Annotated in this window: 25 protein-coding genes; 16 read left to right on the forward strand and 9 right to left on the reverse strand. The window is 31.3% G+C overall.

The features are described 5' to 3' along the window. Positions 1-364 precede the first annotated feature (364 nt). The 5 genes from kdsB to VCM48_RS00495 all read left to right on the forward strand — a co-directional run bounded on the left by kdsB (position 365) and on the right by VCM48_RS00495 (position 3,025). Positions 365-1,099: a 3-deoxy-manno-octulosonate cytidylyltransferase gene (gene kdsB, locus VCM48_RS00475; protein ID WP_482271204.1), complete on the forward strand. Its 735-nt coding sequence runs from the start codon at positions 365-367 to the stop codon at positions 1,097-1,099. After that, complete coding sequence (locus VCM48_RS00480) at positions 1,092-1,778, forward strand: HAD family hydrolase (protein ID WP_274640582.1); 687 nt, start codon at positions 1,092-1,094, stop codon at positions 1,776-1,778. The genes kdsB and VCM48_RS00480 overlap by 8 nt, the downstream gene beginning before the upstream one ends. After that, positions 1,779-2,405 (forward strand): CatA-like O-acetyltransferase, encoded by a 627-nt coding sequence (locus tag VCM48_RS00485; RefSeq protein WP_482271205.1) that lies wholly within the window; start codon positions 1,779-1,781, stop codon positions 2,403-2,405. It abuts the gene before it with no gap. 22 nt (positions 2,406-2,427) lie between these two features. After that, positions 2,428-2,694 carry a hypothetical protein gene (locus VCM48_RS00490; protein WP_274640584.1) on the forward strand — a complete coding sequence of 89 codons (267 nt, stop codon included), beginning with the start codon at positions 2,428-2,430 and terminating at the stop codon, positions 2,692-2,694. Positions 2,695-2,827: 133 nt separating this feature from the next. After that, on the forward strand, positions 2,828-3,025 hold the full coding sequence (locus VCM48_RS00495; RefSeq protein ID WP_047789135.1) for a hypothetical protein: 198 nt from the start codon (positions 2,828-2,830) through the stop codon (positions 3,023-3,025). Positions 3,026-3,053: 28 nt separating this feature from the next. Here VCM48_RS00495 and VCM48_RS00500 read toward each other — a convergent pair whose 3' ends face one another. The 4 genes from VCM48_RS00500 to VCM48_RS00515 form a co-directional block, all read right to left on the reverse strand. Next, positions 3,054-3,518 (reverse strand): sensor of ECF-type sigma factor, encoded by a 465-nt coding sequence (locus VCM48_RS00500; protein ID WP_274640585.1) that lies wholly within the window; start codon positions 3,516-3,518, stop codon positions 3,054-3,056. Continuing rightward, positions 3,515-4,051 carry a hypothetical protein gene (locus VCM48_RS00505; protein ID WP_482271206.1) on the reverse strand — a complete coding sequence of 179 codons (537 nt, stop codon included), beginning with the start codon at positions 4,049-4,051 and terminating at the stop codon, positions 3,515-3,517. Before VCM48_RS00505 ends, VCM48_RS00500 begins: the two co-directional genes overlap by 4 nt. A gap of 33 nt (positions 4,052-4,084) precedes the next feature. Further along, on the reverse strand, positions 4,085-4,630 hold the full coding sequence (locus VCM48_RS00510; RefSeq protein WP_482271207.1) for an RNA polymerase sigma factor: 546 nt from the start codon (positions 4,628-4,630) through the stop codon (positions 4,085-4,087). Between the two features lie 63 nt (positions 4,631-4,693). Continuing rightward, the gene (locus VCM48_RS00515; protein ID WP_099216260.1) at positions 4,694-6,136 is read right to left on the reverse strand and encodes a nicotinate-nucleotide adenylyltransferase; all 1,443 of its coding nucleotides are present in this window, start codon (positions 6,134-6,136) and stop codon (positions 4,694-4,696) included. A gap of 81 nt (positions 6,137-6,217) precedes the next feature. Here VCM48_RS00515 and VCM48_RS00520 point away from each other — a divergent pair, with 81 nt between their 5' ends. The 3 genes from VCM48_RS00520 (at position 6,218) to VCM48_RS00530 (ending at position 8,485) form a co-directional block, all read left to right on the forward strand. After that, positions 6,218-6,994 (forward strand): MBL fold metallo-hydrolase, encoded by a 777-nt coding sequence (locus tag VCM48_RS00520; RefSeq protein WP_482271208.1) that lies wholly within the window; start codon positions 6,218-6,220, stop codon positions 6,992-6,994. Between the two features lie 93 nt (positions 6,995-7,087). Then, positions 7,088-7,846, forward strand: a complete 759-nt coding sequence (yaaA, locus tag VCM48_RS00525; protein ID WP_274640589.1) for a peroxide stress protein YaaA — start codon at positions 7,088-7,090, stop codon at positions 7,844-7,846. Then, positions 7,847-8,485 carry a SanA/YdcF family protein gene (locus VCM48_RS00530; RefSeq protein WP_482271209.1) on the forward strand — a complete coding sequence of 213 codons (639 nt, stop codon included), beginning with the start codon at positions 7,847-7,849 and terminating at the stop codon, positions 8,483-8,485. Between the two features lie 6 nt (positions 8,486-8,491). Here VCM48_RS00530 and VCM48_RS00535 read toward each other — a convergent pair whose 3' ends face one another. Both VCM48_RS00535 and VCM48_RS00540 read right to left on the reverse strand, forming a co-directional pair. Next, positions 8,492-9,916, reverse strand: a complete 1,425-nt coding sequence (locus tag VCM48_RS00535; protein WP_482271210.1) for an L-serine ammonia-lyase — start codon at positions 9,914-9,916, stop codon at positions 8,492-8,494. 89 nt (positions 9,917-10,005) lie between these two features. Then, the gene (locus VCM48_RS00540) at positions 10,006-10,347 is read right to left on the reverse strand and encodes a DUF2853 family protein (RefSeq protein WP_099216255.1); all 342 of its coding nucleotides are present in this window, start codon (positions 10,345-10,347) and stop codon (positions 10,006-10,008) included. Between the two features lie 194 nt (positions 10,348-10,541). Here VCM48_RS00540 and VCM48_RS00545 point away from each other — a divergent pair, with 194 nt between their 5' ends. Further along, a complete protein-coding gene (locus VCM48_RS00545; RefSeq protein WP_482271211.1) occupies positions 10,542-11,912 on the forward strand; it encodes a tetratricopeptide repeat protein in 1,371 nt (456 codons plus the stop codon). A 37-nt stretch (positions 11,913-11,949) separates the two neighbouring features. Here VCM48_RS00545 and VCM48_RS00550 read toward each other — a convergent pair whose 3' ends face one another. Then, positions 11,950-13,677, reverse strand: coding sequence for a sodium:solute symporter family protein (locus VCM48_RS00550; RefSeq protein ID WP_482271212.1), 1,728 nt, complete (start codon positions 13,675-13,677; stop codon positions 11,950-11,952). 130 nt (positions 13,678-13,807) lie between these two features. Here VCM48_RS00550 and pfkA point away from each other — a divergent pair, with 130 nt between their 5' ends. The 3 genes from pfkA to VCM48_RS00565 all read left to right on the forward strand — a co-directional run bounded on the left by pfkA (position 13,808) and on the right by VCM48_RS00565 (position 16,236). Then, complete coding sequence (gene pfkA / locus VCM48_RS00555) at positions 13,808-14,791, forward strand: 6-phosphofructokinase (RefSeq protein WP_482271213.1); 984 nt, start codon at positions 13,808-13,810, stop codon at positions 14,789-14,791. 23 nt (positions 14,792-14,814) lie between these two features. Then, positions 14,815-15,807 (forward strand): type I glyceraldehyde-3-phosphate dehydrogenase, encoded by a 993-nt coding sequence (gap, locus tag VCM48_RS00560; RefSeq protein ID WP_121147213.1) that lies wholly within the window; start codon positions 14,815-14,817, stop codon positions 15,805-15,807. A 66-nt stretch (positions 15,808-15,873) separates the two neighbouring features. Further along, complete coding sequence (locus tag VCM48_RS00565) at positions 15,874-16,236, forward strand: methylglyoxal synthase (RefSeq protein ID WP_099216252.1); 363 nt, start codon at positions 15,874-15,876, stop codon at positions 16,234-16,236. 58 nt (positions 16,237-16,294) lie between these two features. Here VCM48_RS00565 and VCM48_RS00570 read toward each other — a convergent pair whose 3' ends face one another. Together VCM48_RS00570 and VCM48_RS00575 are read right to left on the reverse strand one after the other, a co-directional pair. Further along, positions 16,295-16,675 carry a Rid family detoxifying hydrolase gene (locus tag VCM48_RS00570; RefSeq protein WP_099216251.1) on the reverse strand — a complete coding sequence of 127 codons (381 nt, stop codon included), beginning with the start codon at positions 16,673-16,675 and terminating at the stop codon, positions 16,295-16,297. A gap of 62 nt (positions 16,676-16,737) precedes the next feature. Next, positions 16,738-19,440 (reverse strand): putative LPS assembly protein LptD, encoded by a 2,703-nt coding sequence (locus tag VCM48_RS00575; protein ID WP_482271214.1) that lies wholly within the window; start codon positions 19,438-19,440, stop codon positions 16,738-16,740. A 94-nt stretch (positions 19,441-19,534) separates the two neighbouring features. Between VCM48_RS00575 and VCM48_RS00580 the strand changes: the two genes are divergently transcribed. From VCM48_RS00580 to VCM48_RS00595, 4 genes are all read left to right on the forward strand, one after another. Further along, positions 19,535-20,725, forward strand: a complete 1,191-nt coding sequence (locus tag VCM48_RS00580; RefSeq protein WP_482271215.1) for an N-acetylmuramoyl-L-alanine amidase family protein — start codon at positions 19,535-19,537, stop codon at positions 20,723-20,725. 65 nt (positions 20,726-20,790) lie between these two features. Beyond that, positions 20,791-21,756 (forward strand): MlaD family protein, encoded by a 966-nt coding sequence (locus VCM48_RS00585; protein ID WP_274640599.1) that lies wholly within the window; start codon positions 20,791-20,793, stop codon positions 21,754-21,756. Between the two features lie 44 nt (positions 21,757-21,800). Continuing rightward, the gene (locus VCM48_RS00590; RefSeq protein ID WP_244174742.1) at positions 21,801-23,120 is read left to right on the forward strand and encodes a 4Fe-4S dicluster domain-containing protein; all 1,320 of its coding nucleotides are present in this window, start codon (positions 21,801-21,803) and stop codon (positions 23,118-23,120) included. 92 nt (positions 23,121-23,212) lie between these two features. Beyond that, positions 23,213-23,992, forward strand: coding sequence for a (Fe-S)-binding protein (locus tag VCM48_RS00595; RefSeq protein ID WP_099216248.1), 780 nt, complete (start codon positions 23,213-23,215; stop codon positions 23,990-23,992). Positions 23,993-24,011 lie beyond the last annotated feature (19 nt).

The raw sequence follows: 24,011 nt of genomic DNA on the forward strand, positions 1-24,011 counted from the left end.
GTTTAAAATTTAAAATATTAGTAAATAAAAAAAGGTGCTTTTTTTAAAAAGCACCTTGGTTAAGTTTTATAAAAATTGATTATTTAAAATCGATGTTTTAATCTGTTTCTTTGGGTGCTTTTAGTTACATATACATATTGTTTATGCATGCGGGCATTACACATAATCGAATTGATCGCGTTAAAAATAAATGTGTATGTGCCTAAAAGCGCCTTCATAATGATCCAAAAATAGTAAAAGTTTTTAATAATTGAATAAAATCAAAAAGTATTTAATGTTAAAGTTTTATCAATGTGAGCTTTATCAGTTTTTATGTTAGTAGTTTAAATATGTATCTTTGATACGTAAACACTTATGATTATTTATGAAGATAATAGCAATGATTCCTGCACGTTATAGTGCATCACGTTTTCCTGGGAAATTAATGAAAGATTTAGGCGGAAAACCTGTAATTGTAAGAACTTATGAGGCTGCGGTAAAAGCTAATTTGTTTGATGAAGTATATGTGGTAACAGATTCTGAAGTAATTTATAACTCTATAGAAAAGATAGGGGGGAAGGTGTTAATGAGCCAAAAAGAACACGAGTGTGGATCTGATAGAATTGCTGAAGCAGTTGAAAACTTAGACGTAGATATCGTGGTAAACGTACAAGGAGACGAGCCTTTTATTGATACAGTTTCGTTGTCAAAATTAATTAGTGTTTTTAAATCTGATGTTCAAAAGGAAATTGATTTAGCATCACTAAAAGTAAAAATGACAAATGAAGAAGAGATTCAAAACCCTAATAGCGTAAAGGTAATTACAGACATAAATGATTTTGCTATTTACTTTTCAAGAAGTGTAATTCCATATCATAGAGATAAAGAAGTAGCTGTTAATTACTACAAACATAAGGGAGTTTATGCATTCAGAAAAGAAGCATTAATTGATTTTTATCATACACCTATGACACCAATAGAGGCTGCTGAAAAAATTGAATGTATTCGTTATTTAGAAGTAGGAAAAAAAATAAAAATGATTGAAACTTCAGTAGAAAGCATTGGTATTGATACTCCTGAAGACTTAGAAAAAGCTATAAAATTATTAGAAAATGAATAATATTAAAATTATATCCTTTGATGCTGACGATACACTTTGGGTAAACGAAACTTACTTTCGTGATGCTGAAGATGACTTTGCTCGATTATTGTCTGATTACGAAACGGAAAATAAAATCCATCAAGAGTTATTTAAAAAGGAAATAGAAAACCTTAAAATATATGGATATGGAGTAAAAGGTTTTATGTTGTCAATGGTAGAATGCGCTTTAGAAATTTCTAACTATAAAATCAGTCCAAAAAAAATGGAAGCAATTTTAGAGATAGGAAAAGAGATGTTAGAAAAGCCAATAGAGTTGTTAGATGGGGTAGAAGAGGTTCTACAAGAGTTACACGGAAAATACAAGTTAATTGTAGCAACAAAAGGAGATTTGTTAGATCAAGAACGTAAGTTAGCTAAATCAGGAATTTTAAAATATTTTCATCATACTGAAGTAATGAGTGAAAAGAAAAAAACTGACTATAAAAAACTTGTAAAAAGGTTAGATATTAACCCTTCTGAGTTTTTAATGATAGGAAACTCATTAAAATCAGATGTATTACCTTTAATAGAAATAGGAGCAACTGCAATTCATGTTCCATTTCATACAACATGGGCGCACGAAGAAGTAAATGAAGAACAAAAGTCAGATGCTTATAAAACAGTATCTAGTATTACAGATGTATTAAAGTTTTTATAAATGAAGTATCTAGATATTGAAAATTGGAACAGAAAAGAACTTTTTAAACATTTTAGAGCTTTAGCAGACCCAACTTTCGGTTTAGTTGCAGATGTAGATGTGTCTAGGACTTATCAATCGGCAAAGGAGAAAAATCAATCCTTTTTTGTTCGGTATTTACACGCTTGTATGAAAGCTATAAATGCCGTTGAAAACTTTAAGTATAGAATAGAAGGAGATAAAGTTACAGTTTATGATGTTATTAATGCATCAACAACTGTAGCAAGAGCAGATACAACATTTGGCTTTTCTTATTTTGATTACTCAGAAGATTTTGAAACGTTTAACAAAAGTTATCTAGAAGAAAAAGAGCGAATACAAAATTCAACTAATTTATTACCTCCCAGATATTCGTTAGGCTGTATACACTCTTCAGCGATTCCTTGGGTAAGTTTTACAGGACATAAAGAACCTTTTTCAGGAAACAAAAAGGATAGTGTTCCTCAATTAGCTTTTGGTAAATTAAAGTATGAAAATGATAAAATATTAATGCCGGTAGCAATAAATGTAAATCATGCTTTGGTAGATGGATATCATGTGGGGCAGTTTTTTGAAAAATTTCAACAAGAATTAGATAAAATCGATTAATTTTGCATCAAAATTTATAATTATGGCAAGCATAAAAAATTTAAAGAAAGATATTAACTATACATTAGGAGACATTATTAGTATTTGTCAAATAACTACAGAGTTAAACCCTGAAGCTGATAAAGCGAAAGCAGACGCTATTGTAGATGAAGTTATTGTAACTTTTGATGATTTAATTGCAAAGGTAAATGCAAAAAATGTTGAAGATAAAAAAGCTCACTATAAATCAGTAAGTGCTGATTTAGAGTCAAGAGCAAACGCTTTAATAGAAAAAGTAAATAGTTTATAATACTATAAATTATATGTTTAAAAAGCGAGACTTATTTAAGTCTCGCTTTTTTTTTGATAAACTTTAACACTAACATTGGAATAAAATTTCGTAAATTACGTTCAGTATTTAATAACAGATAACCCCAATAAATATGGCAAGAGCTATGTACGAGTACACGAAAACTGTACTTCAAAAGGTTAGTTTTAACGCTGATTTATTTTGTAAAGAGCTTGAAAAAGCTTTAGGTAGATTACTACCTTATGAAATAGATGAACTAACTATTTGGCTAAAACAATTTACGGCTAATAAACCAGATTTATATGTTTGTTTAGCCTTAGTCGATAAGTAAAAAAAGGAAGCTTTTAAGCTTCCTTTTTTTATTTTCGATGTTTCCTTTTTTCACCTTTTAGCTTTTTTATAAGCTTTCGGTGAAATTCGTGTTCAGCCACCTCTAAAGTGAGGATTTTTTTATCTGATAAAAAGGTAGAAAGGTTATCATAAAAATTAGTTTTAGTTTCATATTGTTCTTTTGAAACAGACTTAATTTTATTGACAATTTCTTTTGATTCTTTATCGGTTAAGCTATCAATTCCTCCACAACTAAGTATTTTCTTTTTTATACTGTAACGTTCTGCTTTATGAAGCTCAATCATTTTTTTATCGTACACATTGTATAATGGCCAAAATTTATCAGCCTCTTTTTCTGTAAGGTTTAACTTTTCAGAAAGAAAAGCCACTTTAAAAGCTTTAATTTTTTCATAGTTACCTTTTTTTGTCTGTGATTGAACAGAGAAAAAAGAAGTAAAAGCTACTAATAATATAAGTAAGTGTTTCTTCATCATTGTTCTATTTCGTTTATAAGTGTTGGTGTGTCAACAGAATCTAAGTAATCTTCAAGTGTTTCATCACTAATAGAGGCCAGTATATCTTCGTCTAGTTCAGAAGTGTTTAATGTTACTGCAAGTTCGCTGTTGTCAATATCACCATATCCATTTTCATACCAAGATTCTATATCAGTAATAGTAATGTCTTCAAAAGTAATTTTTTGAGTGTTAAAATAATTAATGCCAATAAAAAGTAAAACTGAAGCCGCAGCTGCTACAGGAATATATTGTAGAACTCTTTTACGAAAAGAAATTACTTTCGTTTCTGTAATTTGTTCTGTAGCTAATTTTGATTGAATTTGAGCTTCAATATCGTCAAAATAACTGTCAGGGGTATTAAATGCTTTATTTTTTGGTAAACTATCTATAAATATAGAGGTGTTAATAGTTTCTTCAACTTCTTCAAAATAGTTTTGAGGAGTCGAAAAACCACAATCTTTGCCAACCTGCTGGTTTATAAAATCTATAGTATGTTTTAATTTTTCATTCATTACCCTAGTAAGACTATTGTTTTTGTAAAAGGTTTAATTATAGTTCTTTATAAAATGTTCTATTTTTTTTGCGGCTATATGATACGAGGCTTTTAAAGCTCCAACTGAGGTGTCAAGAATCTCAGAAATTTCTTCATATTTCATAGAGTCAAAGTACTTCATGTTAAATACTAATTGCTGCTTTTGAGGTAATGTAGCAATTGCTTTTTGCAAAATAAGCTGAATTTCATCACCAGAAAACCAATAATCGCTATCTAGAGTAGAGGTTATTTGTAGTTGATAATCAGAAATATGTATTTTTTTTTCTTTAGCTTTTTTATTTATGAAAGTTATAGCTTCATTAGTAGCTATTCTATACATCCAAGAAAATAATTTACTATCTCTTTTAAAGTTATCAATATTTTTAAAGACTTTAATAAATGTGTTTTGTAAAACATCATCAGCGTCTTCATGAGAAATTACAATTTTTCGTATATGCCAATACAATCGCTCTTTATATTGAGATACAAGGCTTTTAAAAGCAATCTCTTTAGTAGTAGATTGCTGTAATTGATCTATAAGTGTAATTTCGTCAATCAACTAAAACTGTTTAGCTGTTAGACTTTAAAGATAATAAAAGGTTTAAAAAGAGGTTTAAAAAGATTACTTAATTCTTTTTGTGCATCCAAATAAACGTTTTTCCTTGATAGTTTCAGAAACTCCTTTAGGAAGCATTTCTTCCCATCCTTCTTCTCCATTTTTTATTTTCTTTAAAACTTTTCTAGAAAAAATATGTAAGATGTTAGGATTGAAATCTTTAATATCAATTAAACGACCATTATTTTTAAAGAACTTATAAAGTTCTTTCATTCTTGGATGTACTTTAAGGTTTTCGCTGGTTATATACTCTCCTGTTTCCTCATTTTTATAAGGATACATGTATACCTTTAAATCTCTATAGAAAAGTTTACCAAAAGCTTCTAAAATACCACCACTTAAATCACGGTAGTATTTTTCATCAAAAATTTGAATCAGGTTGTAAACTCCCATAGCAAGTCCCATACGCTCTTTAGTGTATTCACTAAAGTATTCTACTAGTTTGAAGTATTCTTGATAGTTGGTAATCATAACATTTTGACCAAGAGAACATAAAAGCTCAGCTCTATCTAAAAAGTCACGTTCATTAATTTCTCCTTCGGCACGAAGGTTACTCAAGGTAATCTCAAAAATAATTTTTGTCTTTTTTGGGTCTACTTTATTCTCGTCAAAGAATAATTGTTTAGCACGTTCAAACATATCCATATTTACCTTGGTAACAGGTCTGTAGCTACCACGAAGTGCTAAAATGTTCTTTTTGTAAAGTACTTGTGCTGGTAATAAGTTGTTTCCATCAGGACCAAACATTACAGCATTAGTCATCCCATTTTTAACAAGTTGTAAACTCATTAAACGATTATCAACATACATAAATCGAGGACCAGAGAAATTAATCATATCAATCTCTAAACGGTCTTTATCAATGTTGTCGTAAAAAGACTTTAATAAGTCTTTTGGATTGTCATTTAAGTAGTAAGCTCCATAAATTAAGTTTACACCTAAAACACCTAACGTTTCTTGTTGCTGACGAGCATCAGTTTCTTTAAAACGGAGGTGTAAAACAATTTCGTTATAATCTTCTAATGGATCTAACTGAAAACGAATACCAACCCAACCATGACCTTTAAATTTCTTAGTAAAGTTAATGGTTGCTACCGTGTTAGCATAACTAAAAAATAATTTATCAGGATGCTTTTGACGATCAAGACGCTCCTCAATTAAATCCATTTCATGCTTTAGCATCTTTTTTAATCGAGGTTCAGTAACATAACGATTGTCTTTTTCAACTCCATAAATGGCATCAGAAAAGTCTTTGTCGTAAGCACTCATAGCTTTTGCTATTGTACCAGAAGCTCCACCGGCTCTAAAAAAATTACGAACAGTTTCTTGACCAGCTCCAATCTCTGCAAAAGTTCCATATATATGAGCGTTTAAGTTAATCTTTAACGATTTCATTTTGGTAGTTGGTACAGTACTTATCTTTTGATCTCCTTTTAACGTAATTGCCATTTTGTTATTTTTAGTTACGTAGTACAAATGTACTGAAATTACAAACTAACAGACAATTTTTGTTGTATTTTTGTGGTGAAAATGAAGAAAAAAAATCAAGTAAAAATAACTTTTTTAGGAACAGGAACTTCTACTGGAGTTCCAATGATTACAAGTAAACATCCTGTAGCTTTATCTAAAAACCCCAAAGACAAAAGATTACGATCTTCGGTGTTGGTTTCATGGAATGATATTAATTATGTGATTGATTGCGGACCTGATTTTCGTCAGCAAATGATGCGCGAAGAAGTTGCTTCAATAAATGGAATTTTATTTACACATGAACATGCTGATCATATAGCTGGTTTAGATGAAATTCGTCCGTATTGTTTTCAAATAGGTCCAGTACCCATTTATTTAACAGAAAGAGTACTGGGAGTTTTACAAAAGCGATACGATTATATATTTGCAACCGAAAACCGATATCCAAGTGCACCAAGTGTAGCTCCAATCATTATATCACATAAAAAAAGTTTTGAGTTAGATGGGGTAGAGGTAACTCCAATTGAAGTAATGCATGGTAATTTACCAATTCTCGGATACCGTTTTAATAATGTAGCGTATATAACTGATATTAAAACTATTTCTGAAGAGGAGAAAGAAAAACTAAATGATTTAGATGTTTTAGTAGTTACAGGTTTGCGAAGGGAGCCTCATAAAACACATTTTAATTTAGAAGAATCATTAAGTTTTATAGAAGAGATTAAACCAAAGAAAGCATATCTAACCCATATTAGTGAGCTTTTAGGGTTGCATGATGAGGTTGAAATAGAGTTACCTGAGAATGTGTTTTTGGCTTATGATGGATTACAAGTTTAGTATTAAAAATATCAATACTACAATCAATATAAATTACCTGAAGTAATTGATGATTTTAAAATAGCTTCTTATTTTTACTTTAAATTTTACAGCATGAAAATTATTATATCACCAGCAAAATCGTTAGACTTTGAAAACAAAGCGACTACCGATGTATATACACAACCTAGATTTTTAGAACAATCTGAAAAACTAAATAAGAAGTTAAAAACACTATCAAGAAAAAAATTGAGTGAGTTAATGAAGATTTCTGATGATTTAGCAAGTTTAAATTATGACAGAAATCAAGATTGGCAACCTCCTTTTTCTTTAGATAATGCAAAACAAGCAGTGTTTGCATTTACAGGTGAAGTGTATAGAGGGATTGATGCTAATTCAATTTCAGAAGATAAGATTCCTGTTTTACAAGACAAGTTGAGGATTTTATCAGGGTTGTATGGTTTACTAAAACCTTTAGATTTAATTCAACCGTATCGTTTAGAAATGGGAACTAAGTTAAAAGTAGGAAGAAGAGAAAACTTATATAAGTTCTGGGATACTACATTAGCTGAATCACTAAATGAAGAGTTACAAGACGGTGAGTTGTTAATCAACTTAGCAAGCACAGAGTATTTTAAAGCACTTCCTAAAAAAGCATTAAAAGTACCTATGATAACCCCAGTTTTTAAAGATTTTAAAAATGGGCAGTATAAAACGATTATGACTTTTGCTAAAAAAGCAAGGGGATTAATGGTGCGTTACATTATAGACAATAATGTAGAAACTTTAGAAGAGTTGAAAGGTTTTGATGTAGAAGGATATGGCTTTTCTGAAGAAATGTCTACTGAAACAGAACTAGTTTTCACAAGATAAATGAAACGAAAAAATGTTGCTATCCTTTTTCTTTTAAGTTGTTTATTAATTGTTATTGCTATTTATATATCAAATAAAGTAATAATTAAAAATGCGGAAGAAAAACTATTTAATACTACAGAAACAATTCCTAAAAACAAAGTAGGATTGTTATTAGGTACGGTAAAGTATCTATCTGATGGTAGAGTGAATTTGTACTATCAATTTCGATTGAATGCTGCTGTGGAGTTATACAAAGCAAAGAAGATTGATTTTATTTTAGTAAGCGGTGATAATGGTTCTGAAGGATATGATGAACCAACCGATTTTAAAAATGATTTGATTAAAGCAGGAATTCCTGAGGATAAAATCTATTTAGATTATGCTGGTTTTAGAACTTTAGATTCGGTAGTAAGAATTAAAGAAATTTTCGGGCAGACTTCTGTAACTATTATCTCTCAACAATTCCATAATGAAAGAGCTTTATATTTAGCAAATCATTTTGAGATTGATGCAATAGGCTTTAATGCTAAAGGAGTTTCAGGCAAAAAGGCAATAAAAGTCCAGCTAAGAGAATACTTAGCTAGAGTAAAAGTTTTTATTGATATCCTTTTTAATATAAAACCTAAATTTTTAGGAGAACCAATAGAGGTAAAATAGTAGAGATTAACAATCAGCTAATCGTACAGTTACGGCTAAACCTCCTTCTGAAGTCTCTTTATAATTCCTATTCATATCTTTAGCTGTTTCCCACATGGTATCAACTACTTTGTCTAAAGGCACTTTAGATTCTTTTGGGTTTGTTTCTAAAGCTAATTCAGCAGCGTTAATAGCTTTAATGGCTCCCATAGCATTACGCTCAATACAAGGCACTTGTACTAATCCACCAATAGGATCGCATGTAAGTCCTAAATGATGTTCCATGGCAATTTCAGCAGCAACTAAGCATTGTGATGGGGTTCCGCCTAACAATTCTGTTAATGCAGCAGCGGCCATGGCAGAGGATACACCAATCTCAGCTTGACAGCCACCCATAGCCGCAGAAATTGTAGCATTCTTCTTAAATATACTTCCTATTTCTCCAGCAACAAGTAAGAACTTTTTAACATGTTCAAAAGTAGCATCGTGGTTTTCTATTACTAAGTAATACATTATTACAGCAGGAATAACTCCCGCACTTCCATTAGTAGGAGCGGTAACAACTCTACCTAAAGCAGCGTTTACCTCGTTAACAGATAAGGCTAAACAGCTTACCCATTTTAAAATTTCGCGAAACTTAACTTCGGTACCTCTAATAGCAGTAATCCATTCTTGTTGATTAGTGTATTGAGCATCTTTAATAAGTTTTTGGTGTGTTTCAAATGCACGTCGCTTTACATTTAATCCTCCAGGTAAAGTCCCTTGAGTATGACAACCTATGTACATACACTCTAACATTGTATTCCATATACGATGTAACTCTTTATCTATTTCTTCAGCAGAATTAATTACAAGCTCATTTTGGTAAACAATATCAGAAATATTTAACCCTTCCTTTTCACAATAGGCTTCAAGCTCAGTAGCTCTGTTGATTGGAAATGGAAAATTTTGTTTATTAATTTCAATATCTTCAGCAAGGTTATCATCTTCTTGTACAATAAAACCTCCACCAATAGAATAGTATGTTTCCGTAGAAATCTCTACACCGTTAGCAAATCCTCTAAAAGTCATTCCATTGGCATGAAACGGTAAAAACTCTTTGTTGAATGTTACTGAGCCATTAGCAAAAGCAATATTTCTTTCATTATTAAAAAATAAAAGCTCTTTGGTTTGAATATCACTAATAATAACATCGATTGTTTCAATAGGAATGTATTCCGGATCAGCACCACTTAAACCTAATAAAACAGCTAAATCTGTCGCGTGTCCTTTACCAGTTAAAGAAAGAGAACCATACAAGTCTACTTTTATTTCTTCAATTAAAAGAAATTCATTTGTTTCTTTTAATTTTTGTATCCACTGTTGGGCAGCTCTCCAAGGGCCTAAGGTATGGGAGCTAGAAGGTCCCACCCCAATTTTAAGCATATCAAAAACGCTAATAAATTGCGACATAAATATAAGTTGTTTGTTGGTGGCTAAAATAAAAAAAGTCCTGTATTTAAAACTTAAATACAGGACTTATATTTCTTAAAAGAATATTATTACATTCCGTAAACAGACTCTTTATCAAATTTCTTAACCAGCATGTAGTATACAACTGCACGATATTTATTTCTTTCAGACTTTCCAATTCTCTCCATCACTTCTCCAATAGCCTTATCTAATTCAGGTCCATCAGCTAAACCTAATTTTTTCATTAAAAAGTTTTTCTTAACCGTTTCTAGTTCTTTAGGATCACTACCTGATACTGTTTCAGCATCATTTTTATAAATAGAAGGTCCTAATCCTTTTGTAACAGCAGTTAATAAATCAGTATTAGAACGAATATCTCTATCGTCCATAAATTTTTTATAAAGCGCTACTTTTTCGTCAAATTTACTCATGATTTTTTGTTTAAAATTAGATGTTAATTTTTTGTTCTTTCAAATATAGAAAAATAATTAACTCTTTCAAATAACTTAGTGTTAATAAGAAAGAGAGCTTAGTATTGTTAATTAAATTGTTGAAAAGAAATAAACATATGGGTAAATAGGTACTGTTCTTGTAGTAACTTTATATAAATTCAAATCTGTAGCCTATGTCATTATCAAAATTTGAATCCATGTTGAAAACCAATGAGGTATATTTTTTTGATGCTGTAGAATTTGAAACAATTATAGAGCATTATTTAAATATAGGTAAACAGTCGTTGGCAAAAAAAGCTGTACAGCTAGGTTTGGAGCAGCATCCATCTTCAATTCAATTAAAATTAATGAAAGTAGAAATTTTAATTTTTGAAGATGAATTGCATGAAGCAATTAAAATGCTATCTAATATTGAAGCTGTTGAACCTCACAACGATGAGGTATTTATTCAAAAAGCAATTATCTTATCTAAAAAGAAACAACACACAGAAGCAATTGCCATTTTAAAAGAGTCTTTACAATACATAGAAGACCCATCTGATGTTTGGTCTATGATAGGTATGGAGTACCTATACCTAGATGATTTTGAAAATGCACGTTTAAACTTTGCTAAATGTATTGAGGTAGATTACGAAGATTATTCATCGTTATATAACATTGTGTATTGTTTTGATATGCAAGATAGTCATGAGGATGCGATAAAATTTTTAAACTCATACTTAGATAAAAATCCTTACTGCGAAGTTGCGTGGCATCAATTAGGAAGGCAATATTTTGAGTTAGGTTTGTTTAAAGAAGCATTAACAGCTTTTGATTATGCAGTATTGATTGATGATAGTTTTATAGGAGGGTATTTAGAGAAAGCTAAATCTTTAGAAGAGTTAAAGAGATATGAAGAAGCTATAGAGAATTATTTAGTAACACTAGAACTAGATGACCCAACAGCTTACGCCTACATAAGAATAGGAGAATGTTACGAAAAACTTGAGAACATACAAACAGCAATACACTTTTATAAAAAAGCTGTACATGAAGATCCACTTTTAGATAGAGGGTGGATTTTGTTAACGAATGCTTGTTATAATCAAGAAAACTATCAAAAAGCACTGTATTATATTAATAAAGCTATTCATATTGATGAGGCAAACGTTTTGTATTGGAGACGTTATGGCGATATCAATTTAAAACTTAGTTTTTACGAAGAGTCTGTTAAAGCTTTTAGAACTTGCTTATCATTAGGAGACAGAGAAATTGAAATATATGTTGCGTTGGCAGACCTTCTACTGTTTTTAGGAGAGTTTAATGAAGCTCTTAAAATATTAATTCAAGCAAAGAAAACGTATAAAGAATTTGCAGAAATAGAGTATAGACTTTGTGGGTTATTTATGATTCTTGGTAAAGAGGAGTATAGTGTAACACATTTAAATAACGCTTTAACTATCGATTTTGAGTATCATACAATTGTAAAAGAGTTGTATCCTTCTGTTTTTGAAAACAAAAGAATACAAAAAATTATATCTAATTACGATAAAGCTGTTCAATAAAGGTTTTTGTATCTAACATTTGTAAGGATTAATTGTGTTAAGAAACAAACTTCCATATTTTTCTTAAAATTAAAATACAAATTAAGGTGATTATAGAAAGTATTGTAGCAAGAACTATTTCACCATAAATCCAATTTCCAGTGGCGAATAAGAAGCTGTAGACACCTATAGTTCCAGTTATAAAACCTACAATTTTATATCCAACATTTTTAAACTTATTATTATTCTCAAAAATAAGATTATCAAATTTTTCTAAAGTTTTAGCATCGGTAGGTTGTGTTAAAAGGGTTACAATAACCCAACCTACTGTAGTAACCAAAACACCAATAATTAATTGCCAATAACCCGCAATTTGAATAAATGGAGATTCCATTTTTCCATTGATAAAAAAGAAAACAGCAATTATAAAAGATATAGCCATTGCAGCAATTTCACTATACGGGTTAATCCTACTCCAAAACCAACGTAAAATAAATAGCAGTCCAGTTCCTGCACCAATTTGTAGTAGTAAATCAAAAACTCCTTTGGCTGATTGTAAGTAGAAAGAAAAAAGAGCAGCACATAACATTAAAACTACAGTTGATATTCTACCAACTACTACCTTTTGCTTTTCAGAAGCATCTTTATTAATAAATCTACTATAAAAATCATTTACCACATATGAGCTACCCCAGTTTAATTGGGTAGAAATAGTGCTCATAAAAGCAGCGATTAATGAAGTTAATACAATTCCTAATAAGCCTGCTGGTAAATAGGTCATCATTGCAGCATAAGCCACATCGTGTCCTTGCATTTCAGTAGTTAAACCAGGAAACGCTTGATTCATACTTTCTAAACTTGGAAAAATAATTAATGAAGCTAAGCCAACAATAATCCATGGCCAAGGACGTAATGCATAATGCGCAAAATTGAAAAATAAAGTAGCCCATGTAGCATTTTTTTCATCTTTAGCAGCCAACATGCGTTGTGCAATATAGCCACCTCCACCAGGCTCAGCTCCAGGGTACCAAGTACTCCACCATTGTACAGCGAAAGGAATAATAAATAAAGTAATTAAAGCTTCTTTGTTTGAAAAATCAGGAAACATTGCTAGTTTATCACTTACGTTTGGGTGCGTTAATAAATTTGAAAGCCCGTCAATTTCTGGTAAACTAACAATATATATAGTGGCCCAAACAGAACCAATCATAGCAATTAAAAACTGAACAAAATCAGTAAGTAACACACCTTTTAATCCACCTAAAGAAGAATAAATAACAACAATTATTGAAGAATACAATAGTGTCTCTTCTTGCGATATTCCTAATAAAATATTAGCAATTTTAGCTCCAGCCAAACAAACCCCTGCCATTGTAATTACGTTAAAAATTACACCTAAATAAATGGCTCTAAAACCTCTTAAAAAGCTAGCCATTTTACCAGAGTAGCGTAACTCATAAAACTCTAAATCGGTAGTTATACCTGATTTTCTCCATAGTTTAGCATAAAAAAACACGGTAAGCATTCCCGTAAGAAGCATTGCCCACCAAACCCAGTTACCTGAAACACCATTTTTTCTAACTAATTCGGTAACCAATCCAGGAGTATCTGCAGCAAATGTAGTTGCGACCATAGAAACTCCTAATAACCACCATGGCATGTTTCTTCCTGATAAAAAGAATTCAGAGCTATTCTTACCTGCTGATTTTGAAGTCCAAAGCCCAATAAGTAATGAAAGAATAAAAAAACCGAAAATAATAATGTAATCAAGAGAGGTTAATAGCATAGTTTGTTTTATTTGTTGGCTAAAAGTAACCAAATAAAATGAAACGTTAAATTTCAATTAAAATGCAAAAATGAATTTGTTGTTTTTTACTTAAAAATGACTAAAATTGAGTAAATTTGATATTCGTTTTATGAGAAAAATTAAAAAAATAGCAGTGATGACTTCTGGAGGGGATGCTCCAGGAATGAATGCCGCGATACGATCTGTTGTAAGGACTTGTGCCTATTATCGTACGGATTGTATGGGGATTTATAGAGGGTATCAAGGATTGATAGAAGAAGATTTAATTCCTTTAACCGCTAGGAGTGTAAATAATATTATTCATAAAGGAGGAACGATATTAAAATCGGCTCGGTCAAAAGATTTTAGAACTAAAGAAGGAAGACAAAAAGCTTATGAAAGCTTAAAAAAGAATAATGTAGATGCTTTAGTAGTAATTGGAGGTGATGGATCTTTTACAGGAGGAGTTATTTTTAACAAAGAGTTCAATTTCCCCATTATAGGAATTCCAGGAACAATAGATAATGACATTTCAGGAACAAGTCATACCCTTGGTTATGATACAGCTTTGAATACAGCTGTAGAGGCCATTGATAAGATTAGAGATACAGCTTCTTCTCATAATAGACTTTTCTTTGTTGAGGTTATGGGACGTGATGCTGGGTTTATAGCATTAAATGCAGGTGTTGGTGCAGGAGCTGAAGAGATTTTAATTCCTGAAGAAGATTTAGGTTTAGAAAGAATGTTAGAATCGTTAAAGAAAAGTAGAAGATCAGGAAAATCATCAAGTATAGTAGTAGTTTCAGAAGGAGATAAAACTGGAAAAAATGTATTTGAACTGGCTGATTATGTAGAGGAAAATTTACCTGAATATGAAGTGAGGGTTTCTGTGTTAGGTCATATGCAGCGAGGAGGCTCTCCATCATGTTTTGATAGAGTTTTAGCAAGTAGGTTAGGTGTAAGTGCTGTTGAATTATTACTTGACGGAAAAACAAATTTGATGGTAGGTTTGAAAGATAATAAAGTAATTTCTACCGATTTAGAAAAAGCAATCAAAGGTCAACATAATATTGATACTGAATTATTACGCGTATCTGATATTATGACCACTTAAACACGAATATAAAATTTAAAATAATGATAAAAATAGGAATTAACGGATTTGGAAGAATTGGTCGATTAGCATTCCGTTCTGCAATGAAAAGAGACAACATTCAAGTTGTGGCTATTAACGATTTGTTAGATGTAGATTATTTAGCCTATTTATTGAAGTATGATTCTGTTCATGGACGTTTTGAAGGAGATGTTGAAGTAAAAGATGGAAACTTAGTTGTAAATGGACAAACAATAAGAATAACTGCGGAAAGAAATCCTGAAAATTTAAAATGGAATGAAGCCGGAGCAGAATATGTAATTGAATCTACAGGTTTCTTTACAGACAAAGATAAGGCAGCAATGCATATTACAGGAGGAGCAAAGAAAGTAATTATTTCAGCGCCTTCTAAAGATGCTAATATGTATGTTATGGGGGTAAACCATAAAGAATTAACAGCTGATGAAAATATCTTTTCAAATGCTTCGTGTACAACAAATTGTTTAGGGCCATTAACAAAAGTAATTCACGATAACTTTGGGTTAAAAGAAGGTTTGATGACTACGGTTCATGCAGCAACATCAACACAAAACACGGTTGACGGACCTAACAAAAAATGGAGAAGAGGACGTTCAGTAGTTAACAATATTATACCTACATCAACAGGAGCAGCAAAAGCTGTAACAAAGGTTATTCCAGAACTAGAAGGTAAATTAACAGGTATGGCTGTTAGAGTTCCTGTAGCGGATGTTTCTTTGGTTGATTTAACGTTTAGAACAGATAAAGCGACTTCGTTAAAAGAAATTTTAGCAACATTAAAAGAAGCTTCAGAAGGTGAATTTAAAGGAATTATAGGGTATACTGAAGATGAGGTAGTATCACAAGATTTTGTTTCAGAAACAAGAACATCAGTAATTGATGCTGATGCTTGTTTAGAGTTAAACGAAAACTTTTTCAAGGTAATTTCTTGGTACGATAATGAGTTTGGATATGCTACAAAAATTGTAGATTTACTAGAGTATTCAGCTTCTTTATAAAAGCATAAAATATTTTGTAATATTGTATTCCCGCTTTTTGCGGGAATACTTTTTTAAACACTATTTATGGAAATAGCAATTATAGCACATGATGGAATGAAAGCTGAAATGGTTCAGTTTTTAAATGAACACAAAGAAGTTTTACGCCAAAAAAGTGTTCAGTTAATTTCAACGGGAACAACTGGAGAGAAAGCTGAAAAAGCAGGATTTGAAGTAACAAAATATTTATCAGGACCTATTGGGGGTGATGCACAAATTGCAGGTAGGGTAGCAGAAGGGAAATGTCAAATGGTACTGTTTTTTAGAGATCCATTAGCAAAACATCCACATGAACCAGATATTTCTATGTTAATGCGTTTGTGTGATGTTCACGATGTACCGTTAGCTACAAATCCATCAACAGCAGAATTATTAATAAAAGCGATATAATAAAAAAATCCACTTTCAAAAAGTGGATTTTTTATTTATTCATGTTTTTAAGATTGGCTTACTTAACAGCAATCATACTAATTTCTACATTTACAAACTTAGGTAAGTTAGCTACTTCAACAGTTTCACGAGCAGGAGCTGTAGCATCATCAAAATACTCACCATAAACAGCATTAATTTTTGAAAAGTTATGCATATCTGAAATGAAAATAGAAGTCTTAATAACGTTTTCAAAAGTCATTTCAGCAGCAGCTAATACTTCTTTCATGTTTTGCATTACTTGTTTTGTTTCTGCTTCAATAGAATCTAAAACTAACTCACCAGTTTCAGGGTTAATTGCTATTTGTCCAGAAGTGTATAAAGTATTTCCACTAAGTACAGCTTGATTATATGGTCCAATTGGAGCTGGAGCTTTATCAGTTGTGATTATTTTTTTCATTTTAGTTTGAGTTTATAAAGTTGTTTGCTTTGTTAAAAAGGGGAAGTTAGATTTTTCTAACTTTAGAATAAAACTCTATCTGGTGGTTTGTTTTTATCCCATTTTAAGTCACTTAATACTGAAGATTTTACTCCAATAAAGAAATTATAAGACGAGTTAACACCAAAAGGAGTCCAGTTAAAGTTGAATCGCCAACTATCTAAATCTCTAGAGAAATTCAATCTTGTGTATGTGAAAGCGTTGTCTTTTATGTCGTAACCAGAAGAAAAACCAACCTTCCATTTCGGTGAAAGTTCAACATCACCACTAAACATTAACGTATTGTTACCAATTTTACTTTCTAAACCATTGTCTGTATAGCTCATACTGTAAGCTAAATTAAGAGTCCAAGGTATTTTAGCTCTATATAGCTCAGTTTCTTTGGTTTCACTTTCACCTTTTTTATTACCTCTATTGTTAGGAAAGCCATTGGTGGGACCTATACCTTCTCCAAAAACATCAGGAGTGTCTTGGGCTCCATTTCCACTTTTATTATCAGAGTCATCTTCACCATCTTTATTCTTTTCAAAATCTTTGCTAGAAATAGAGTAGTTTGCTGTTACTCCCAAATTAGTCATTCTAAGAAGGCTACCGTTAAATTTATTTATTCTTTGTCCTTTGCTGTTTACTTGGTATGGATCAAAAGTAGCATTCATGTTTAAAGCAAGCTTGTCTTTAAAAAGACGTGTACCAGCATTTGCTCTTACTGGAGACCAACGTAAACTATCGGCAGCTATGTTGTAGCTTGTGCTAAAATTTAAGTTGTTAAGAATCGTGATTTTTTTATCTTCTTCATCACTGTCAGGGTCTTTTGGTGCTACTTTGGCTTCTAAAACATTATTTACCGAAATACCAATAGAGTTTGAAACTCCACTTCCTGGTGTTCCATAAATACCACCTTCAAAAGGAGAGTAAGTTAATAGATCATTAGGATCAGAGCTTTGACGAACTGTTAAATCGTAATCATCAGCAAAATTTGGACGATATCCGTATGAAATAGAGGGTCTAATTGTATGACGAATTGCTTTTAAACGTCCTTTTTTAAAGTTAAATGTACCGTATATGTTTGTAGATAGAGAAACACCAAAGTTATATTCATTATAACGAGTAAAACCACTGATGGTATCATTAACAGCAGCACCAAAATTACCATCTTTGTTTACGGCAGTTGGATCGTATCGTTTTTTAATTTGATCAAAGTACCAAACGTCCTTGTAGTTTACACTAGGTGATAATGTAAAATATTTGAAAGCTTTTAAACTTGTGTTTGTACTTAAATTATGTTGAACTCCTTTTTTTGCTGTTTTAAACATTTTAGAAGTGAAAAACTCATCATCAGTAGTATTAATCTGATATTGACCTTGCATACTATAGTTAAGTCCCATTCGCTGAATAGCGTTCTTTTTAATTCCTCCTTCTCCTGCAAATGGGTAAATACGATCCATGTTAAGTTGTAAAGAAGGAAGTGTCATGGTAATAGACTCCGTATTTGTGTTTTGTGAGTGAGTAGCTGTTACACTAACATTAAAAGGAGTGCCTACAAAATTTTTATAGTATGAAATAGAAGAACTCAACGTATTGTTTAAAAACTGAGAACTATTAAATTCGTTTAAAGACTGACGGTAATATTTACTACTTCCTAGATTAACAGAGGCAGAGAAACGAGAATTTGGACTCGATTTAGCGTCTTGACTATGACTCCACCTAAGATTAAAATTTGTAGATTTTTGATAGTCGCTTAAACCACGTATACCTCTAATAATATTTTCAAAACGAACGCTAAAATTTCCACTAAACTTATAACGAACATAATAGTTGGAGGAAGCATTTAATCCCCAACTACCATTGGTATATAAATCTCCTAACACCGTTAAATCAAAATAGTCGCTTAAAGCAAAGTAGTATCCTCCATTTTGCATAAAAAAACCTTGATTATTACTCTCTCCCCAAGAAGGAATAATAAAACCAGAGGTTCTTTTATCTGTTAAAGGAAAATAAGCAAAAGGTAAATAAACAGGAGTTGGTACATCTGCTAGTACTAAATTACTACCACCAACAATAATTTTTTTACCAGGAACTAGTTTTGCTTTATTTGTTTGAATATAATAATCTGGAATTTTCTTTTTTGAAGTAGTAAAACGTAACCTTCGCATATATATGGTAGAATCGTTTACCCTTTTTGTTTTCTCTCCGTAAGTAATAATCCCTGCTTGGTCAGTTTTAACACCATAAACTAAAGCCTTTTTAGTTTTAAAGTTAAAAAGGATAGAATCTTGTTCAGATTCTTGTCCACCTTGTTTAAACTGAGGTCTCTGATGATATCCTGTGCTATCTTTTATACCTTTAGCATATACCATATTGTTTTTGTAATCTAGAATAATAATTCCAGCTTTTAATTCAATATCAGTATAGGTTACTTGGGCTTTATTATATAAGGTAATAGTTTTGTCTTTGGCATTTTGTATAGTATAATCTTCAGCGTCGTGAGTAATTATACCATCAATTACTTCTTTCGGTTTAATAGAATCGTTAGCAATAGTGTCTCTTTTTTTGTTAACAAGAGCATTATTTTTTAAACCTATTAAGGTGTCTTTAGGACTAGAAAAAATAGAGTCTTTATTAGGTTTTTGAGGAGTAATGCCTTTCTTTCCAAATTCTTGCGCATTACTTAACTGAAAACAAAAAAGATAGAAAGCTAAAAGTATGTAAGTTGGATTTGCTCGCAATATTATTAATACTATTTTTGTGTTATATTTAAAAACTTTGGCGTGCTATTTGAATGCCTATATTTTAAAAACCAAAAATAGTTAAATTTTATTGATGCAATTCTTAAATTTCCGTAAATATAATATCTCAAAATTAAGCTTAATCATTCTAACCTCTTTAACTATTTTATATGGAGGAATATTATCGGTTTCAGCGCAAAAAAAATACACAGTTGTTCTTGATGCAGGACATGGAGGAAAAGATCCAGGGAACCTGGGGAATGGTTTTAGAGAAAAAAACATAGCATTAAGAGTAGCACTAGATGTAGGTAAAGAGTTACTAACTTCAAAAGATATAGAAGTATTTTATACTCGTAAAAAAGATGTTTTTATAGAGCTACATAATCGTGCTAAAATAGCAAATGATAAGAAAGCAGATTTATTTGTGTCTATTCACTGTGATGCTTTTAGAAGACCTGACCCGCACGGAGCAAGTACTTTTGTGTTAGGATTGAGTGGAAATAAAGAGAACTTAGAGATTGCTAAGAAAGAGAACTCGGTAATTTTATTAGAGGATAATTATAAGCAGAATTATGATTATGATCCTAATTCACCAGAGTCAGTTATTGGATTGTCAGTACTACAAGAAGAAAACCTTGAAAATAGTTTAGGAATCGCAGGTTTAGTTCAAAATAACTTTGTAGCAATAAAAAGAAATAATAGAAAGGTAAAGCAAGCAAATTTTTTAGTGTTAAGAGAAACTGTTATGCCAAGTGTTTTAATAGAGTTAGGTTTTTTAACTAATAAAAATGAAGGTAAATATCTAAATTCTAGAAAGGGGCAAATAAGAATGGCCAAGTCAATAGCTCAAGCAATAAAAAAGTATTTTGAGCGATTAAAGCTAAATACGATTAGCGAAACACTAACAGTTAATGCACCGTTGGTTGAAAAAGAAGTTTCAAAACCTGTAATAAAGAAAGAGGAACCTAAAAAAGTAGTTAAAAAAGAAACTTCACCAAAGAAAAAAACTACAGAACCAAAATCAGTATCAACAGACGTTGTATTTAGAATACAAATAGCAGCGTCTAGAAAAAAACTTTCTACAAGTGGTTTTAAAGGGTTAGAAAACGTTGAGTCTTTATTTATAGATGATTACTACAAATATTACTACGGAAATTCACCAAGTTTATCTGGAATAAAGAAGGTTTTACCTAAGGTAAGAAGTAAAGGGTATAAAGATGCTTGGGTAGTAGCTTTTAAAAATGGAAAGCGAATTTCAATAAAAGAAGCACTGAAAAACCGTTAATTTAGAGGTGTTCTATATTTATACTCCCAAAATTATTATTATTTTCGCTCGTATAAATATATTCTATGTCTAAAGAACTAAAAACAGGAATTGTTGCTGTCGTTGTTATTGCGCTATTTATTTGGGGTTATAACTTCCTAAAAGGACAAGATTTGTTCAGTGCTAATGCAAGGCACTTTTTTGTAGAGTACAATAATATTAATGGTCTTAATGAAGCTAGCTCTGTTACCATTAATGGCTTGAAAGTAGGGAAAGTAGATGAAATCAGATTCAATGATAATCCAGATAAAAAAGGAAACTTAATTGTTAAGATTTCATTAGATACCGACTTTAATTTCTCTAAAAATAGTATTGCTAAGATTTACTCAGCAAGCTTAATGGGAGGTCAAAATTTAGCAATCGTTCCTAAATATGATGGAGAAATAGCCAAGTCAGGAGATTATTTAAAAGGAGAGGTCGAGTCAGATATATTTTCATCAGTAGGTGAAAAGTTAAACCCTATTCAAGCAAAACTAGAAAATGTTTTAGTAGGAGCAGATTCTTTGTTAATAGGATTTAATCAAGTATTAGACGAAAAATCTCGTCAAAGTTTAAACAGAAGTATTTTAGGTTTAGAAGGAACTATTTCTGATGTTCGTAAAACATTATCTTCTGTAAATTCATTATTAGCAGATAATAAAGGTAACTTAAATGCTACCTTAGCAAATACCAAAAAGATAACCGACAATTTTTCTAAAGTATCTGATGATTTAGCAAAAGCTAATTTAGGAGAATCAGTAAAAAAACTAGAAGCTACTTTAGCAAATGTTAATGGTTTATTAGCTAAAATGAAGTCAGGAAAAGGAACTCTAGGGAAGTTAATGACTGATGAGAAAATGTATACAAATCTTACTAATGCTTCAAAAGAATTAGAAGAGCTGTTAAGAGAAATGAAACTAAATCCAAAACGATTTGTACACTTCTCATTATTTGGGAAAAAAGCAAAGCCGTATAACGAAGAGAATAATACCAAAAATGTAAGTAATAAATAAGCTTACGTTTTTATAAACCTAACAAACTTAATAATTAAAGAACGATGGAGAAATACGTACCAAACATTTTTTTTGCACTTATCTTAATTGCAGGTATCGGGTATTTTGTAATGAATGTTCGTAAGTTAATACGAAACATCAAATTAGGAAAAGACATTGATAGAACGGATAGAAAACCTGAGCGATGGAAAAACATGGCAAAAATAGCTTTAGGGCAATATAAAATGGTACGACGTCCAGTTTCAGGTATCTTACATATAGTTGTGTATGTTGGGTTCATTTTAATCAATATCGAAATGTTAGAAATCGTTATTGATGGATTATTTGGTACACATCGTGTTTTTCAACCAATTATTGGAGATGCTTTATACGGGTTCTTGATAGGGAACTTTGAAGTGTTAGCATTACTAGTTTTTGTAGCTGTAACAATTTTTTGGTTCCGTAGAAATATAGAGAAAGTAAAACGTTTTTGGAACAAAGAAATGGAAGGTTGGCCAAAGAATGATGGTAATATTATTCTATATTTTGAAATGGTATTAATGACTTTGTTCTTGGTAATGAATGCAACAGATGTACATTTTCAAGAAGCAGGAGTAGGAAATGTAGTTTCTCAGTTTATAGCACCTTGGTTTGATGGTTTTTCTAATGAATCGTTGCATACTATTGAAAAAACAGCTTGGTGGTTACATATCGTAGGAATTTTAATTTTCTTAAACTATTTATACTACTCTAAGCACTTACATATTTTATTAGCTTTCCCTAACACATTTTTTGCAAACTTAAATCCTAAAGGACAGTTTAATAACTTAGAAGCGGTAACGAAGGAAGTAAAAATGATGATGGATCCAGACGCTGACCCATATGCTATGCCTGAAGAAGGAGAAGAAGAAGGTGAGCCAGAAAAATTTGGAGCTTCAGATGTAACTGATTTAAACTGGGTGCAGTTAATGAACGCATACACTTGTACTGAGTGTGGACGTTGTACATCATCTTGCCCTGCAAACTTAACAGGTAAAGAATTGTCACCACGTGCTATTATGATGAAAACACGTGACCGTTTAGAAGAAGTAGGAAAGAATATTGATGAAAATGGAGGAGAGTTTAAAGATGATGGTAAGCAGTTATTAAACGATTATATCACTCCAGAAGAATTATGGGCATGTACAAGTTGTAATGCTTGCGTACAAGAATGTCCTATTGGTATCGATCCATTATCTATTATTATGGATATGCGTCGTTATTTAGTAATGGAAGAATCAGCAGCTCCTCAGGAGTTAAATATGATGATGACCAATATTGAAAATAATGGAGCGCCTTGGCAGTATAGTCAAATGGATAGATTAAACTGGAAAGACGAAGAGTAGTTTTTAACTATTTTATTCCATAAAAATTAAAAAGTAACCTCTGTTAGAGGTGTAAACAAAAAAACAGTTCAACAATTAAACGATAAAGAATTATGAACGTACCAACAATGGCAGATATGATGGCTCAAGGAAAACAACCAGAAGTGTTGTTTTGGGTAGGAGCTGCAGGAAGTTATGATGATAGAGCAAAAAAAATAACAAGAGCTTTCGTAAAAATATTACAACAAGCAGGAGTTGATTTTGCAGTATTAGGTACCGAAGAAAGTTCAACAGGAGATGCAGCAAAGCGTGCTGGAAACGAGTTCTTATTTCAAATGCAAGCAGTTACTAACATTGAAGTATTAAATGCTTACGAAGTAAAAACAATTGTTACTTGCGATCCACATTCATTTAATACATTAAAAAATGAATATCCTGGATTAGGAGGAAAGTATAAAGTGTATCACCACACTCAATATATTAGTAAGCTAATTAAAGAAGGACGTTTAACCATAGAAGATGAAAACTTAAATGGAAAACGTTTAACATATCACGATCCATGCTATTTAGGACGTGCAAATGATGTATATGAAAGCCCACGTGAATTAATTCGTCGTTTAGGAGTAAAAATGACAGAAATGAAGCGTCATAAGTCAACAGCATTATGTTGTGGTGCTGGAGGAGCACAAATGTTTAAAGAACCAGAAAAAGGTGATAAAGACATTAATGTATTACGAACAGAAGATGCGTTAGAAACAAACCCACAAATTATTGCTACAGGATGCCCTTACTGTAATACCATGATGACAGACGGTGTAAAATTCAAAGAAAAAGAATCGCAAATACAAGTAAAAGATATTGCAGAGTTAATTGCTGAAGCAAATAACCTTTAGTAAAGAAATATAAAGTTTT

Source organism: Tenacibaculum sp. DPLXC6, assembly GCF_056815515.1.